Annotated in this window: 14 protein-coding genes; 12 read left to right on the top strand and 2 right to left on the bottom strand. The window is 46.2% G+C overall.

The genetic code is table 11. From position 1 onward, the window contains the following. Positions 1-3 precede the first annotated feature (3 nt). The 8 genes from cccB to Q0785_RS05695 all read left to right on the top strand — a co-directional run bounded on the left by cccB (position 4) and on the right by Q0785_RS05695 (position 7102). Positions 4-366, top strand: coding sequence for a cytochrome c551 (cccB, locus tag Q0785_RS05730; protein WP_298826867.1), 363 nt, complete (start codon positions 4-6; stop codon positions 364-366). Between the two features lie 269 nt (positions 367-635). Beyond that, positions 636-1322: a cell division ATP-binding protein FtsE gene (gene ftsE, locus Q0785_RS05725; RefSeq protein WP_298826865.1), complete on the top strand. Its 687-nt coding sequence runs from the start codon at positions 636-638 to the stop codon at positions 1320-1322. Beyond that, the gene (gene ftsX / locus Q0785_RS05720; protein ID WP_298826862.1) at positions 1312-2196 is read left to right on the top strand and encodes a permease-like cell division protein FtsX; all 885 of its coding nucleotides are present in this window, start codon (positions 1312-1314) and stop codon (positions 2194-2196) included. Before ftsE ends, ftsX begins: the two co-directional genes overlap by 11 nt. Before the next feature lie 117 nt (positions 2197-2313). Then, on the top strand, positions 2314-3762 hold the full coding sequence (locus tag Q0785_RS05715) for a M23 family metallopeptidase (RefSeq protein ID WP_298826859.1): 1449 nt from the start codon (positions 2314-2316) through the stop codon (positions 3760-3762). Positions 3763-3893: 131 nt separating this feature from the next. After that, on the top strand, positions 3894-4472 hold the full coding sequence (locus Q0785_RS05710) for a redoxin domain-containing protein (RefSeq protein WP_298826856.1): 579 nt from the start codon (positions 3894-3896) through the stop codon (positions 4470-4472). Between the two features lie 11 nt (positions 4473-4483). Beyond that, positions 4484-5590 (top strand): PLP-dependent aspartate aminotransferase family protein, encoded by a 1107-nt coding sequence (locus Q0785_RS05705; protein ID WP_298826852.1) that lies wholly within the window; start codon positions 4484-4486, stop codon positions 5588-5590. 225 nt (positions 5591-5815) lie between these two features. Then, positions 5816-6832, top strand: a complete 1017-nt coding sequence (locus Q0785_RS05700) for a PDZ domain-containing protein (RefSeq protein ID WP_298826850.1) — start codon at positions 5816-5818, stop codon at positions 6830-6832. A 12-nt stretch (positions 6833-6844) separates the two neighbouring features. Then, positions 6845-7102, top strand: a complete 258-nt coding sequence (locus Q0785_RS05695; protein ID WP_298826847.1) for a CsbA family protein — start codon at positions 6845-6847, stop codon at positions 7100-7102. Between the two features lie 19 nt (positions 7103-7121). On the opposite strand, the gene Q0785_RS05690 is transcribed toward Q0785_RS05695, so the two are convergent. Both Q0785_RS05690 and Q0785_RS05685 read right to left on the bottom strand, forming a co-directional pair. Then, on the bottom strand, positions 7122-7427 hold the full coding sequence (locus Q0785_RS05690) for an AzlD domain-containing protein (protein ID WP_298826845.1): 306 nt from the start codon (positions 7425-7427) through the stop codon (positions 7122-7124). Then, positions 7427-8119, bottom strand: coding sequence for an AzlC family ABC transporter permease (locus tag Q0785_RS05685; RefSeq protein ID WP_298826842.1), 693 nt, complete (start codon positions 8117-8119; stop codon positions 7427-7429). The genes Q0785_RS05690 and Q0785_RS05685 overlap by 1 nt, the downstream gene beginning before the upstream one ends. Positions 8120-8258: 139 nt before the next feature. Here Q0785_RS05685 and Q0785_RS05680 point away from each other — a divergent pair, with 139 nt between their 5' ends. The 4 genes from Q0785_RS05680 to Q0785_RS05665 all read left to right on the top strand — a co-directional run bounded on the left by Q0785_RS05680 (position 8259) and on the right by Q0785_RS05665 (position 17216). Further along, positions 8259-8888: a TVP38/TMEM64 family protein gene (locus Q0785_RS05680; protein WP_298826839.1), complete on the top strand. Its 630-nt coding sequence runs from the start codon at positions 8259-8261 to the stop codon at positions 8886-8888. A gap of 76 nt (positions 8889-8964) precedes the next feature. After that, a complete protein-coding gene (gene addB / locus Q0785_RS05675; protein ID WP_298826836.1) occupies positions 8965-12441 on the top strand; it encodes a helicase-exonuclease AddAB subunit AddB in 3477 nt (1158 codons plus the stop codon). Then, the gene (addA, locus tag Q0785_RS05670) at positions 12419-16027 is read left to right on the top strand and encodes a helicase-exonuclease AddAB subunit AddA (protein ID WP_298826834.1); all 3609 of its coding nucleotides are present in this window, start codon (positions 12419-12421) and stop codon (positions 16025-16027) included. Before addB ends, addA begins: the two co-directional genes overlap by 23 nt. A gap of 10 nt (positions 16028-16037) precedes the next feature. Further along, on the top strand, positions 16038-17216 hold the full coding sequence (locus tag Q0785_RS05665) for a DUF418 domain-containing protein (RefSeq protein ID WP_298826831.1): 1179 nt from the start codon (positions 16038-16040) through the stop codon (positions 17214-17216). Positions 17217-17220 lie beyond the last annotated feature (4 nt).

The following is a 17220-nucleotide window of genomic DNA, read 5'->3' as shown; positions in this document are numbered from 1 at the left end:
CAAATGAAAAAGCAATTGATGGCGATGCTGTTCGGTACGGCACTCATACTTGGCGCATGTGGCGGTGAAGAAACGACGGAACCTGTAGAAACTCCTGTAGAAGAGCCTGCAGAAGCGCCTGCAGATGGCGGAGGAGAAACAACGGCCGTTGATGCCGAGCAAGTGGTTCAACAAAATTGCATTTCCTGCCATGGTGAAAATCTGGAGGGTCAAGGAAACTTCCCGCCTTTGAATGACGTGGGATCCCGTTTATCACAGGAAGAGATCCTTTCTGTCATTGAAAATGGACAAGGTGCAATGCCTGCTAATATCATCGAAGGTGATGAAGCGGTAGCGGTTGCAGAATATTTAGCGAACATGGAATAAACCTGCCGAACAGCAGGTTTATTTTTTTATGCTAAAATATAAGCGTTTTTAATACTTTTCTATACTTTTTGAGGTATAATATGGAACTTATTTGATAGATTAATATCTATAAAATTAAATTTTCTTATAGTTCAGATTATTCAATTTGAATTCCAAATGATACAGAAATGTAATAAAAATATATGTTTAAGGTGTTATAATAAGTTTGCTGCAAAATTCCAAGGAAATAATGTTGGCATATGCCAATTAATATTAGGTGGGTAATAAAAATGATTCAAATGAAGAACGTCTACAAAAAGTATCCGAATGGAATTGTCGCCCTAAACGGTCTCAATGTTGAAATTGAGCAAGGGGAATTCGTATATATCGTAGGCCCGAGTGGTGCAGGTAAATCGACATTCATCAAAATGATGTATCGTGAAGAACGTCCGTCCTCAGGACAGATGTTCGTTGACGATATTGACATAGCAACATTAAAGAACCGGAAAGTTCCGATGCTGCGCCGCCAGATTGGCGTCGTATTTCAGGATTTTAAATTGCTGACAAAACTGAATGTCTATGAAAATGTAGCATTTGCGTTGGAAGTAATTGAAGAAAAGCCCGCGGCCATCAAAAAACGGGTCATGGAAGTGTTGGATCTGGTCGGGTTGAAACATAAAGCTAAAATGTTTCCGACGGAATTGTCCGGAGGCGAACAGCAACGTGTGTCCATCGCGCGATCTATCGTCAATATGCCGAAAGTGATGATTGCAGATGAGCCGACAGGAAATCTGGACCCCGAAACAGCCTGGGATATCATGAACCTGTTCGAACGCATCAACAAAGCGGGTACGACCATTATTATGGCAACACACAATCAGCAAATCGTGAATACACGGCGACATCGTGTAATTGCAATAGAGGGCGGCTTGATTGTCCGTGATGTAGCTGGAGGTGACTACGGCTATGAAAGCTAGAACGATGATGCGCCATTTCAAGGAAAGTTTCAAAAGTATTGGCCGCAACAGCTGGATGACATTCGCATCCGTAAGCGCAGTGACGGTAACGCTATTGTTGGTCGGTGTATTTGTTCTCATTATGATGAACCTGAACAAAGTGGCCGACGATCTCGAAAATGATGTTGAAATTAAAGTATTTGTTTCCTTAGATGCTACAGAAGAGACAATAGAGGATCTGGAATCTCGGATTGTCCAAATGCCTGGTGTAGAATCTACTGATTTTTCGACAAAAGAAGAAGAACTGACCGACTTGGTCCTTGATTTCGGGGATGAGTTGAGCTTATTCGAACAAAGCAATCCATTGTTCGATGTTTTTTATGTAAAAGCACTTGATCCACAGCAAACTGAAGCAGTAGCAACCGGGATTGCGGCTTTAGAAAGTATAGAGGACGTCAAATACGGTGAAGGCAAGATAGAGAAGCTCTTTAACTTTTTGAATGCCGGACGGAACGTCGGACTGATTTTAATCCTGGCGCTGTTGTTCACGGCTATGTTCCTTATATCAAATACGATTCGAATTACGATTGTCGCAAGACGCCGTGAAATCGAAATCATGAAATTAGTAGGTGCTACAAACTGGTTCGTGCGTATTCCATTCATTTTGGAAGGCATGTGGCTTGGAATCTTAGGCTCACTCATTCCGATTGGCCTGGTCGCATTGCTCTACAAAAAAATAACTGAATTTGCACAACCCCGTTTAAGTGGAGAACTCTTCCAGCTATTGGAGTTCACCCCATTCATCTACCAGGTAAGTGCCTTGATCTTATTGATGGGCGTATTTATCGGTATCTGGGGAAGCTTCATGTCAATCAGAAAATTTTTGCGTGTATAATTATAGATATAAGAACGGTCTGCAGGTATTATAAAGAGACCTCAGACCGTTTGAATGGTATGGCTTAAACTAGAGATAGATAGAAAAAGAGCGTAAAGCCGAAAGGGGATCACAAACTTGAACTCGAAGTCGAAATGGTTGTTGACTGGTGTTTCATCCGTATTAGCGCTTACCTTGTTGATTCCAACAGCAAACGCTGATACCTTAAGTGAATTGCAGCAAGAGCAGCAAAAAATAGAACAAAAAGAAAATGAATTGAATTCTGGAATCAGTGAAAAATCCACTGAAATGAATCAAAACCAATCCACACTGGAAAGCATCATGGCTAAAATCCAGGAGCTGGAGAACCAAATGCAGGAAACCCAGTCAAAAATCAATGGAGTGCAAGGTGAAATCGATCAGACAATCGTTGAAATCGATGACCTGAAAAAATCCATTGAAGAACTGGAAAGAAAAATTGCTGAACGGACAGAGTTGCTTCAAGAACGTGCACGTGCCATCCAATTGAGCGGCGGCTCTGTGGATTACATAGACGTATTGCTGGGTGCAAACAGCTTTGTTGATTTCATTGACCGTTTTTCGGCAGTGAACACCTTGATTGATGCAGATCGCGAAATCATGAACGAACAAGCTGAAGATAAAAAGCTTTTAGGTGAACAAAAAGCACAAGTTGAGACAAAGCTTGCAGAGCAGGAACAACGCCGTGCAGAACTTGTTGACCTCAAGAAATCATTAGACGGGCAGAAAGCTGAACAAGCTGGCCATGTGAAAGACCTGAAAGCTGAACAGGACCGTTTAGCAAAAGAAAAGACTACACTTGTCCAGCAACGCGAAGAAGCGATTGACGTGAGTGCGGAACTTGAAACAAAGATTGCCAACGAACAAGCGCGGCTTGCGGAATTGGCAAGAAAAGCTGAAGAAGAGCGCTTGCGTAAGCTAGCTGCAGAACGCGCCGCAGCAGAAAAAGCCGCAGCAGAAAAAGCGGCAGCTGAACGAGCAGCGGCAGAACGGGCGGCAGCTGAACGCGTCGCTGAAGACAAGGCAAAGGCAGCTTCGCAAAAATCGGTCAGCAAGCCTGAAGCACCAAGTGCTCCTGTTGCCGCTGCGCCGGCACCGGCTTACAGCGCGCCGGCACCGGCAGTTTCTGTGAATGCAAGTTCTGGATTTATCCGTCCGGCTGCCGGACGTTTTACTTCTAAATTCGGCTGGCGCGATATCGGTTCTGGTCCGGAGTTTCACCAGGGCGTAGATATTGCCAACAGCAAAGGCACTGCGATCGTGGCAGCTGCGAACGGATTTGTATCCTACGCCGGTTCAATGGGCGGCTACGGCAACGTAGTCATCATCACCCATTCGATTAATGGCCAAACGCATGCAACTGTATACGCTCATCTGAATTCGATTGGCGTGTCAGTTGGACAGCAGGTTTCACAAGGACAAAACATAGGTGGAATGGGGAATACCGGAAGATCATTCGGTGATCACCTGCATTTCGAAATCCATGTTGGACCTTGGAACGGCGGACGCACAAATGCCGTGAATCCAGCCAGCTATGTTTCATTATAAGTTCAGGACAGCCGGCATCTCATGTCGGCTGTTTTTTAAATTCCTGTTATTCTGTCACATTTTTTAGCAATCTTAGTGGAACAAACTGTCCAATTTATCGTATGATGAAAGTTGAATGGAGTGAATAACAGATGCCTAAAAAGATAATCGGCTTATTGGTGCTTGCTGTTATGGTGGCGCTCGTCATCATCGGCGCTGTTCAGAATAATATGGCGGAATCCGAAGCACTCGATAACATGGCTCTTGGCAGCGATGTGGATTTTTTGCCGACAGATGAAGGGTTGGCTATAGGAGAAAAAGCTCCGGATTTTCAGTTGACTACCTTGGATGGCGAAAAAGTTAAGCTTTCGGATTATCAAGGAAAAAAAGTAATGCTGAATTTCTGGGCAACCTGGTGTCCTCCGTGCCGAGCAGAAATGCCGCATATGCAAAGTTATTATGACGAACAGGCTGAAGACGAAAATGTTGTAATCCTGGCAGTCAATTTAACGACTAAAGATAAAGGTCTTGGGAAAATTGAGGAGTTTGTTGAAGAATTCGGATTGGAATTTCCGATTCCGATGGATGAAAATGGCGATGTAGGTTCAACTTATCAAGCGGCATCCATCCCGACTTCTTATATGATCGATACGAATGGGCGCATCCAAAATAAAGTGGTAGGCCCCATGGACGAACCCATGATGGAACAACTAATTGCAGAATTGGAATAGGAGATGGACTAATGGCGTCAATTGAAACGAAATCAGTGCACACAGCAACGATGAAGGAACGGACGATCCAATCGAAAGTTATGCCGCTTTACCAGACTTCCGCATTTTCTTTTTCTTCTTTGGAAGAACTTGAAGGCTATTATGAAGGAAATGGCACTTACCTGTATTCACGTACAGCCAATCCGAATACCGATGCACTTGGACAAACTGTAGCTGATTTAGAGCTTGCCCCGAAAGGCGTTTCGGCATCTTCAGGAACTTCTGCGATTCTTGCCGGAATCCTGTCGGTTGTTAAAACAGGCGATCATGTTCTGGCCGCACAGGATGTGTATGGCGGAACATTCCATTTATTGAAAGAAGAACTTGTCCTCATGGGAATCCAAGTTCATTTTGCCGATTTCTCGAATATCAGCAAAATCGAGCAAATCCTGATTGATACTCCTGAAATCAAACTGATATTCAGTGAATCGATCACCAATCCGTTTTTGCGTCTGGAAGATATCGAAGTTCTTTGCCAGTTGAAGCGGCATTACGACGTCCGGGTCATGATCGACAATACCTTTGCTACACCTTACACAATGACGCCTTATTCGCTTGGCGCGGATCTAGTTGCTCACAGTGCGACCAAGTACCTTGGTGGCCACAGCGACGTCACTGCCGGTGTTTTGGTAGGGGACGCGGAGCTGATCGGCATTGCAGAGAAACGTGTAGTGAATTTGGGGTTGAATTTAAGTCCTTTCGAAGCTTGGCTCACGATTCGTGGCATTAAGACGCTGGCTCTTCGAATGAAGACACAAACAGAAAATGCGCAGGCGATTGCTGCATTTCTGGAGGACAAGGCACGTGTCTGGTATCCAGGCGTAGGGGCGATCGTATCTTTCGAATTGCCGGAAACAGTTGATGTGTCGAAGTTCTTTTCCTCACTGGGCTGGATAAAAATTGTACCGACTCTGGCAGGCGTGGAAACGACAGTTTCGTATCCATACGGAACTTCCCACAGAGCGCTGTCAGCTGAAGAAAAAGAGCGAATCGGCGTAACTCGCCGAGTGATCCGGCTGTCTGCTGGAATTGAAGGAACTGAAGATATTTTGGAGCAATTGGGCTCCGCGTTCATTTAACTGAAAAAGAAATGCAGAAAGCCGGTTTTCTTTGTTACAATGAGAGATAGCGTCAATTGCCGGTGATAGGATGGTGTAAGTATAGTGATAATGGATTTAATGTTAGCGATTGGTAGATTTTTTGTAAATCCGGTTTTATACATAGCATTGCTCGCTGCAGTGCTGTTGGGATATTATCGAGTAAAGAAGGAACGAAGAATATTCAGGATTCGGATTGTTTATGGTTTGACCGAATTCAAACGGCTGTTGAAGGATGGCTGGTTGTACGCTCTTGTCTTCTCCGTGCTTTTTGCCGGAATCGGATTGGTTGTGCCGATGGATTGGCTGATTGCTTTGAGCATCGTCTCCATTCTTTTGATGGCTACGACTTTTTATCAGGCAGGGTCATTCGTCTACTTGGCTGCAGCAGCAGTCGGCCTCAGCTGGTTAGTTAATGCCAATGGCTGGTCATTGAATTTTGGTTTATTTGAGTTTGAAGGTACAGCTTTTGCTTATGAATGGCTTGTTCCTGTCGCACTTATTGCAGGGGCACTGGTCTTCGCAGAAGGAAAAATGATCAACAAAGCAGCGGCAGACGCTGCTTCACCCCGTTTACATAAATCGGGACGCGGCCTTAAAGCCGCAGCTTATCTATCGAAACGCTTATGGCTATTGCCGATTCTATTGGTGGTGCCAGGTACGGTGATTGATTCGTATGCACCTTACTGGCCTCAGTTGCCGATTGGTGAAACCAGCTTCTCGCTGATTCTTTTCCCATTCGTCTTCGGATTCCTGGGGCGCTCACAGCGGACATTGCCGGTATATCTTTATCCGTTGGTCGGTAAAGCCGTTTCCACTTTAGGGATCGGCATCATTGTTGTCGGACTGGCCGCGTTATTATGGCAGCCGCTGGCAGCAGTTGCACTCGCAGCCGGAGTGATCGGACGCATCGCCATCACAATCCATTTCGCATTGAAGGAACGCAGCGGCAATTATGCTGTAACGCCGCAGTCCCAAGGCGTTATGATTGTGGATGTTCTGCCGGGTTCTCCTGCCGATAAGATGGGCTTGCTGCGCGGCGAAGTGATCCGCAAAGTAAATGGCATCGCCATTTCAAATGAATCGGAGCTGTATGAAGCGATTCAGGTCAACGCCGCCCACTGCCGCTTGGAAGTTTTGGACCATAACCTGGAAGTGCGTTTGCGCCAACATGTTATTTTCCGTCATGACCATCATCGCCTGGGATTATTAGTGGTCAATTAAGGAGCTAACTAAATGGAATCAATGATAACGAAATTTTTCCTGTCTCTTTTGGTGCCGGGATTGCTCGTCATTTTGTTTACGAGAGTCACGTTCAACCACATTGTTGCATTGATTTTGACTGTGGCACTTATGGCGGCAGCAGTTTATGCGGGTTATACCCATACATGGCTGCTGTTCATCGCCAATGCGGCATCTCTTACTGTCGGATTCTGGTATTCCACTAATATGTTCAATCGCAGAAAAAAAGCCGAAGCTCATGAAGATGAGTAACGGCTTTTTTTCTGCGATTTTATATGAATATGCTGTAAATTGCCAGCACTGCGATGGAACCAAGGACGACAACCATAACATTCGCGCCTGTAAAGGCGATTCCGAATGCAGCAATGGCACCGATGATCCCAAACCAAATATTTTCCTGGATAAAAAAGATAGCAGGGAAAATCAACGCACCCAATACGGCGTAGGGAATATTGCGTAAAATGTTTTGGACCGGTTCCGGCAGTTCCTTGCCCTCCAGAAAAGTCAGCGGAATGGCGCGGGGAATATAAGTCACAACTGCCATGCCAAGTACCATCCACCAATACCATGCCCCCATTATTCTTTCACCTCTTTCCGGGAAATCCATTCAATGAAAATGGCAGATGCCAAAGTCGAGACCATGATGGCCCAGCCTGTGGACAGCCATTCTGTGAAATAAAAGAAGGAATTGACCAAGCCTGCAATAAGGGCCAAGCTGACTACTTTGCGATTACCGCGCATCGAAGGCACCAATAATCCGACGAACATAGCGTAAAGGGCAATCGACATGGAAGCTTGTAGGAATTGTGGCAAATTGGCGCCGATCAGGTGGCCGATTGCAGTGAAGATGATCCAGCTTCCATAAGCGATGAGGATGACTCCGGCGGCAAAAGTGGTACTTAATTTATTGCCTTTTTGAGTGGCCAGTACAGAAAATGATTCATCTGTGATGCCAAAAGCATAGAGAGCTTTTTTCCACCGGTCATCTGGCTGCATCTTTTCATTGAGTGCAGCCGTCATTAGAAAATGCCGGATGTTGACGATAAAGGTATTCAGAACAATCACGGCTGGGGCTACCCCAGCTGTGATGAGAGAAAGGGAAATATATTGTGCGGCTCCTGCAAAAACAAATATGCTCATCGCTGTTGCTTCCCACAGCGACAGGCCGGTTGTCTTGGCCAATAGACCAAATGTCAATGCTATTGGAAAATAGCCGATTGCTATACTGGTTCCAGCCTTTATCCCAGCAGCAAACTCGCGTCTATCCATTTTTCTCGCTCCTTATGTATATGTATTTCCTTTTCCAAACCCATTGAAAGAGTGTAAAGTAATTATAATAGCATATCATACAAGCTTTAAATTTTTTATCAGCATTTTTAAAAATTTTGTACTTTAAAGGAATGAGCTTATGTCGGATTTTTTTTCCATGGAGAATATTGTTGAATTGACGCAATCCTACCGGGCTTTTGGTCCATTGATCGGTTTCCTGTTGCCGTTCATTGAAGCGTTCCTGCCGTTTTTGCCATTGTTCGTCTTTGTATTCGCCAATGCAACAGCTTACGGATTATGGTTTGGTTTCCTATTGTCGTGGGGAGGTTCTGTTGTAGGTGCATATGCAGTGTTCCTATTGATCCGCAAATACGGAAGGGCGCGTTTCATGAACTTTATGACAAGGCATGAAAAAGTGCAAAAACTGATTCATTGGGTGGAGCGGAACGGGTTTGGACCGCTGTTCCTGCTGTTGTGCCTGCCCTTTACGCCGTCTGCTCTGGTCAACCTCGTAGCTGGCCTATCAAACATCCGCAGATATTATTATCTGCTGACGGTCATGGCAGGGAAATTTGTCATGGTCTTCACGATTTCTTTTGTCGGTTATGACCTGCGTGCTCTTTTTACCCAGCCGGTTCGGACTGCCGTTGTCATCCTTGTCATTATTCTGTTGTATATAATCGGTAAAATTCTTGAAAAACGATTAAATAAAAAAGTGGAAGCTGAATATCGTCTGGCAAATGAAGAGCGTAAAAAGCAGAAGCAATAAATAGTCTTGGTGTTGGCAAACATCTTGGGATAGTCGTATAATTAGAACAAACGTTCTTATTCAAGGGAGTGATCATGTGTCTTTACGCATTGTATATGGCAGGGCGGGAGCGGGGAAAACCCGTTTTGTCCAAGATGAAATAGTGGAGGAATTAAAACGGCAGGCGGATGGGGATCCTATTTTTCTTATCGTGCCGGACCAGATGTCGTTTTCTACCGAATATCGTCTTTCTGCTGCATATGGCATGAATGGCATGATTCGGGCGCAGGCAGTCACCTTTAAAAGGCTTGCCTGGCGCGTGCTGCAGGAAGTGGGAGGAATCAGCAGGAAAGAAGTGGATACCTTCGGTTACCGGATGCTGATCCGCAGTCTGTTGGAAGAACATCGGGAAGAATTCCAATTGTTCCGCAGAGCTGCCGGCAAAAGGGGATTTACCGACCAAATAGAACAATTGGTGAAGGAATTTGCCCGCTATTGTGTGGATTGCGGAGAATTCAGTTCAATCCGCTCCTCATTAACTGAAGTGGGAGCGCCGAAAACGCTGTTGGATAAAGCGGAAGATCTGGAATTGATCCTGACAGAGATTGAAAACCGTTTAGGAAAAGTGTTCGTAGATTCCGAAGGCCACCTGGCTTTGCTGAGCGAAAAAATACCATATTCGGAACTGATCAAATCATCCACGATCTATATCGATGGTTTTGTAACGTTTACAGCAAGAGAATATGAAATTCTATTTGAATTGATGAAACATGCCAAATCTGTGACCATTGCCTTACCGATGGATGAAGGGACGGATCCGAACGACGAGCAGGCACTGTTCTATCAGTCTGCCAATACCGCCCGCCGATTAAGCGAACAGGCTGCAAAAGAGGGTGTCGAGATTGATGGTTCTGTGCATCTTTTTGTACCGCGCAGATTTTCTCATCCTGAACTGGAGCACATCGAACGGCATTTCGATGATTATCCGACCAGAAAGATTCAAGGCCAAGGCCGTGTATCCCTTGTTGAAGCATCGAACAGGAGAGCAGAAATGCACGCAGTGGCAAGGAGGATCAGAGACCAAGCCAGAAAAGGCTTTCGGTACAATGAAATGGCCATTCTGTACAGACAGCCTGAAATCTATGATGAACTGATCAACACTATTTTTCCACAATATGAAATCCCTTATTTCATAAGCCAGAAAAAGTCGATGCTGCATCACCCGTTGATTGAATTCAGCCGTTCGGTCCTTGAAGCGACCGTCTCCAATTATTCTTATGAATCCATTTTCCGGGCGGTTAAAACAGATTTGTTCTTTCCGCAGGGACCGGCTACAAAATGGCGGGAACGAAGCGATCTGCTGGAGAACTTTGTCATTGCCAATGGCATTTATGGGGAACGTTGGTTTGAAGAGAAGCGCTGGTTCTATAAGAAATACCGGGGTCTGGAATTTCATACATCCATCCAAACGGATGAAGAACTGTCGGCTCAAATGGAGCTTCATGCGGTCCGTGATCTAATCAGAGAGCCTTTAGCGCAGTTAAAGGAACAGCTGAAGCTCAGCAAAACAGGTAGGGATATCGCAGAAGCTCTCTTTCTTTTTATAGAAAAGATGGACGTTTATGCGAAAATCCAAGATTTGAAAGAACGGGAAGAAAGCGAGCATCGTCTACTGGCAGCTACTGAACACGAACAGGCCTGGAATCAGTGGATCGGAGTGCTGGATCAGTTTGTCTTGATGTTCGGAGATAAGGAAATCGACTTGGCGACAGCAGTCAAAATCCTTGACGAAGGGTTTGAAACGCTTGAATTTTCACGGATTCCGCCTTCCCTTGACCAGGTCACGGTCTCTAAAATCGATTTAGCGCGTCTGATGGATATCAAGTCGGTGTTTGTTATCGGCGCCAATGACGGCGTATTGCCGAAGCGCATCGAGCAGGAAGGGCTTTTGACTGATACGGATCGCGAGTGGTTTGCGCAGATCGGTTTTGAGCTGGCGCCTACTTCGAAAATGCGTCTGATGGATGAGACTTATATGGTTTACCGTGCCTTTACGTCGGCGTCCGATCTGTTGACGGTCTCGTACCCGATTGCAGATGAAGAAGGAAAAGCTTTGCTGCCTTCCCTCTATATCCAGAAGTTGAAGGATATGCTGTCGATTGACACCGTTCCGGCAGTCATCGATCCCGAAGAGCTTTTGGATGTTTCTCCAATGGCCTATATTTCACACCCGAGGGCAAGTCTGGCTTATTTGACTTCACAGATCCGTGGCGGAAAATTGTCAGCTGAATGGCGTGCTGTCTTGAACTATTATGAGGAAGATCCGTTGTGGTCTTCGGTCATAAAACGAATTTTAGCGCCGATCAAACCGAATATAGCGGATCCACTGCGAGGAGACATCGCCGAACCTTTATATGGTACGCCGATCTCGTCCAGCGTATCGCGGGTTGAAACCTATTACGGCTGTCCATTTGCGCATTATGCAGCATATGGGCTGCGTCTTGAAGAACGCAGCCAGTACAAACTGGCTGCTCCCGCTATGGGGGATCTTTTCCATGCGGCAATTAAGTGGATCTCAGACGAAGTCCTAAGGCTTGGGGTCTCCTGGTCATCGCTGACCCGAACACAATGCCAAAACTTAGCGAAAGAAGCAATTGAGCAGCTGTCGCCATATTTCGTCAACCATATCCTGATCAGTTCCCATCGCTATCGCTATATCCAGCATAAATTGGAAGGCATCATCCGGCAGACAGCATTTATGCTCAGCAAGCATGCCAAAGTATCTGGATTTGTGCCAGTTGCGCTGGAGGTTGGATTCGGTCCGCAAGAAACGATTCCCCCCCTCGATATTTCTTTGAAAAACGGACGCAAAATGAATGTCCGGGGCCGTATCGACCGTATCGATTCGACTGAAATCCATGGCAAACCGTATTTACGTGTCGTCGATTACAAATCGTCCAAACAAGGGCTCGACCTCAGCCATGTCTATCATGGCCTGTCTTTGCAAACTTTCACATATCTCGATGTGGCACTGACACATTCCGAACGATGGCTTGGAGATGAAGCAGAACCCGCTGGTGTATTGTATTTCCATATGCATAATCCGATGTTGAAATTGACGAAGCTCATGACAACAGAAGAACTCGAAGAAGAAATGGCCAAATCTTTTAAAATGAACGGTTTGGTCGTCGAAGATCCGGAAGTGATTCAGGCGATGGACGATGGGATTGACGGCTATTCCAATGTCATACCCGTAAGGCTCAATAAAAGCGGTGAAGTGTCCGCTTCCCAGTCGAAAACAGTTGCTAAAGAGGATATGCATGCCATCCGCCAATTTGTCCGCAGTAAGCATCAACAGGCCGGTAATGGCATATTGGACGGCAACACGAGCATCACCCCTTATAAGGTCAAAGAAGACACACCATGCCAATTCTGTTCCTATCGCTCTGTCTGCCAGTTCGACCCAGCGGACCCAACACAGACTTATCGGAAATTACCGGCATTATCGCCGGACAAAGCAGTAGAGTTGATCAGAAAGGAGACCGCTGAAGATGATACCGATAAAACCGACTGATGCCACATGGACGGATGAACAATGGCTGGCGATTTGGGCAACAGGACAGGACATGCTTGTTTCAGCAGCAGCCGGTTCAGGAAAAACGGCTGTCCTGATCAATCGGATGATTGAAAAGGTGCTGGCCGAGGAAGATCCCATTTCAGTGGACGAACTTTTGGTCGTTACTTTCACCAATGCCTCAGCTGCTGAAATGCGTCACCGCATGTCGAATGCATTAGAAAAAGCTGTTGCAGAAAACCCTGATTCAACCCATTTGCGTAAGCAATTACGGCTGATCAATAAAGCACAAATCTCCACATTGCATTCATTTTGTCTGCAGGTGGTGAAACAATATGCCTATTTGCTTGAAATTGACCCGGGGTTCCGGATTGCAGGAGAGACAGAAGCGGCTTTGCTGCGGGATGATGTCCTGGAAGCTGTTCTTGAAACGGCTTATGAGGGGGAAGGGGCTGAGGCAGTATATAGGTTGGCGGACAGTTTTACTTCCGACCGCAGCGACCAGGCGATGGAGGTGCTGCTTAGCAAGCTCTATGATTATTCGCGTGTCCATCCAGATCCTGTAGGCTGGCTGCAGCAAGTACCCGCATTATACGAGGTGCCGGAATCAGCCAGCATCGATGAATTGCCGTTTACCGGTGACTTGAAACTAACGATACGTCATGCTTTAGAGGAAGCGCTGCAGCTGACGCAGGAGGGACTGCAATTGGCTTTGCAGCCGGATGGCCCCGCTCTCCTGGAAAATACCTTCAAGACAGACACAGAAGTGATCCAATCGGCTCTTTCTGCTTTAGAGACTTCCTGGGACAGCCTTTATGCTTTTTCAAAGTCCTTCAAATTCGAAAAAGCGGCCAGTATCAAGAAAGATTCTTGTGACCCTGCAGTTGCAGACGAAGCGAAAGCGATGCGCAATGAAGTGAAGAAAATCGTCAACGGCCTGTTCGATGCCTATTTTACGAGGTCGCCTAAACGCCTGCTCGACGAAATGCGTGAAATGGCGCCTTTGATGAAAACCTTAGTGGAACTGACGCAGCTTTTTGCGGATCAATATAAAGCCCTCAAGATCGACCGGGCACTGGTTGATTTCTCTGACTTGGAGCATTATGCACTTGAAATCTTATCGGATGATGGCAAACCATCGGCCATTGCAAAAGAATACCAGGATCGCTTCAAGGAAGTTCTGGTGGATGAATATCAGGACACCAATCTGCTGCAGGAAACCATTTTGAATTTAGTGAAGTCAGGAACTGAACAAGACGGCAATCTGTTTATGGTGGGCGACGTCAAACAATCGATCTACCGATTCAGGCTCGCTGAACCGATGCTATTCCTGGGGAAATATTCCCGTTTTCGCCACGATGCAAAAGATGCCGGGCTGCGCATCGATTTGAATGCGAATTTCAGGAGCCGTAAGGAAATATTGGATGGCACCAACTATATATTCTCGCAGATTATGGGAGAGCGGGTCGGGGAAATCGACTATGACGAAGCAGCGGCGCTAAAAGCGAAGGCACCTTATCCCGAGCAGCAGGTACCGATTGAACTGGCTCTGATCCATGAACCGGAAACAGAAGAGGAAGTTATGGATGAGGACCTGGTGAAATCGCAGTGGGAAGCGCGTTATATCGCCAAAAAAATCAAAGAGATGATGGACCAGGAAATGGTCGTCAATGACCCCTGGACCCAGCAGCAACGAAAACTTGAATACCGGGATATCGTTGTTTTGATGCGCTCCATGACTTGGTCTGGAGACTTTGTGGACGAATTTAAAATGGCAGGGATTCCTTTATACGCTGAATTGACAGGCGGCTACTTTGACGCACTCGAAGTAATGATCATGCTCAATACACTGCGCGTCATCGACAATCCATATCAGGACATTCCGCTTGCTTCTGTTTTGCGGGCACCGTTCATCGGCTTGAAAGAGAATGAGTTGGCCGAGATCCGCTTAGCGGCGCCTCAGGCTTCGTTTTATGAAGCGCTGAAAACCTTCATGCGAGCCGGTACAGGAATTGATCGTGGCACAGCGGTGAAACTTCAACGCTTTATCATTCAGCTGGAGGGGTGGCGCAACCAGGCCCGCAGAGGCTCTTTGGCGGAATTGATCTGGCAGGTTTACCTGGATACGAACTATTACGAGATGGCAGGCGCCATGACCAATGGCAAGCAGCGCCAGGCCAATTTGCGTGCGTTGCATGACCGGGCGTTGGAATATGAGAAAACCTCTTTCCGCGGACTGTTCCGCTTTTTGCGCTTCATTGATCGCATGCGCGAACGTGGAGATGATTTGGGTACAGCGAAATCGCTCAGCGAAAAAGAAAATGTCGTTCGGCTCATGACAGTCCACAAGTCGAAGGGACTTGAGTTTCCAGTAGTATTCTTTGCCGGTACAGGCCGCTCTTTCAATGAAATGGATTTCAGAAAATCCTACCTGTTCGATCAGGATTATGGATTGGCTGTTAAGGCGGTCAATCCTGATACGCGGATTGAATATACATCCTTGCCATTCCTTGCGGTCAGAGAAATGAAGCAGCTGCAGATGAAAGCGGAAGAAATGCGGGTTTTATATGTAGCGATGACACGGGCAAAAGAGCGTCTGTATTTGACGGCTTCCGTTAAGGAAATCGATAAGCTTTTTGAAAAATGGAAAGTCGGTACACAAGATGTCCGGCTGCCGGATTTCTTGCGGTCACGTGCAAAAGGTTATTTGGACTGGATTGGCCCCGCTCTTGCCAGACATCCGGATGCCGCTGAACAATTGAATGTCAATGGCAATGTTCTTGATCATTCCTCCCGCTTCCATATTGAAATTATTGAGTCCCAGTCATTGCTCCCAGGAGTTGTGAATTTGGAAGAGCTGCTGGAAGGCGATGATTCCAATGAAAATTATCAGCAGCTGGTCAACGATCGCTTCAACTATCAATATCCGCACCAAAAAGCGGTTGAGAAACGTTCTAAGCAGTCTGTGACGGAAATGAAACGGCTGCAGATGCTGCAGCGTCTGGATGAGCCTGAATCCTTTATCCAAACGGCAAAGCCCGAAAGAACGGTGTTGTTGCACCGTCCTGATTTCATGATGGACAAACGCTTGTCAGCGGCCGATGTCGGTACTGCTGTCCATGCGGTCATGCAGCACATTCCATTGGATCGCACAATGGATGCCGCTGAAATAAAAGAGTTCATCGAAACGCTGGTCGGGATGGAGATCCTTTCGCCCGACGAGGGAAAAGCGGTGAAGATCGAAGAACTGGAAAGATTTTATGAAAGCGATACTGCTGCACGTCTCCGTTCGGCGAAAAACATCAAACGGGAAGTTCCTTTTACTTACGCAAAAGCGGATGAGGACGGAGACCATCAGATTATCCAGGGAATCGTCGATTGCCTTTTTGAAGAACAGGACGGTTGGGTTCTGCTGGATTACAAGACCGATCGGATATCGCACATAAGCGATGTCAATACGGAGATGGCCGAGCGTTATGGCGTTCAGTTGACCGTCTATCAGGAAGCGGTTGAATCGATCCTCAGAATCCCGATCAAGGAGCGTCTGCTGTATTTGTTTGCAGCAAGCCGAGAAGTGACTATTTAGGAGGATTATTTTGAACTTACAGCCCGTTTCACTAAATGAACGAGTAAAAGCGATTGATTTGATGAGAGGTTTTTCGCTTTTTGGAATATTGATCATCAATATGCTGACTTTCCATTCCCCATTTTTGTATATCGATCCATACAAATGGTTCAATGGCACGTTGAATGAAGGAATATACCGGTTTATCGATATATTCATACAGGCAAGCTTCTACCCCTTATTTGCCATGTTATTTGGCTATGGGTTGGCGATGCAATACATGCGTGCAGAAGCCAGCAAGCGCCCCTTTATGCCCTTAGCCGTCAAACGTCTGGTGATCTTGTTGGTGTTCGGTATCCTTCATGCCTTTTTGATCTGGTATGGAGATATTTTGATCACCTATGCCATCATGGGATTCCTTCTGATCTTCATGATTCGGCTGCCATCAGGTTGGTTGCTGGGTTTTGCGGCCATCATCTATACGATTCCACATCTCCTGCTGCTCGGCATCATGTTTATAGCAGCTGCAGCAGATCCGAATATTTATGTGGGGTACATGGAAATTGAAAGCTCGATTCAAGCTTACCAATCGGGAAGCTTTGCAGAAATCTTCAGTCAGCGATTGGCTGATTGGACTTATAGCAATAACTTTGCCAATTACATCATCTTGATCGCGACAATCCTGCCATTTCTGATGGTCGGAGCGGCGGCGGCAAAATGGCGGCTGATTGAACGGACCCAGGAAAAGCGTAAGCTGTGGCTGGCCCTGGCCATTGGCCCCTTGCTGATCGGTTTATTGTTGAAATCCGGCCCCATCCTATTTGAGCCGAATTACGCGTTTGTCTATTTGCAGGATATTTTTGGAGGCCCGCTTCTTGCTGTCAGCTATGCAGCGATCATCGCACTGCTCGCACAAAAAACAATCGTTCAGAAGTTATTTTCTCCGGTCGCCAAAGTAGGGCAGATGTCTCTGACGACATATATCACACAATCCATTTTAGCGACGACGATCTATTATTCTTACGGCTTCGGTCTATATGGACAGGTTGACTTGTTGACTGGAACATTGATCGCCATCGGTATTTTCGTGGTTCAGCTGATTTTCGCAGAACTTTGGTTCGAAAAATTCACCCGGGGACCGCTTGAAATGGTTTGGAGAAAATGGACATACGGAAATAATTTCGAAAAAACTAACAATTCAAAACGCTGAATGT

Origin of the sequence: uncultured Planococcus sp. (assembly GCF_947501725.1) — a bacterium.
Classification (GTDB): Bacteria; Bacillota; Bacilli; order Bacillales_A; family Planococcaceae; genus Planococcus; species Planococcus donghaensis_C.
This window is presented reverse-complemented; position numbering and strand designations above follow the sequence as displayed.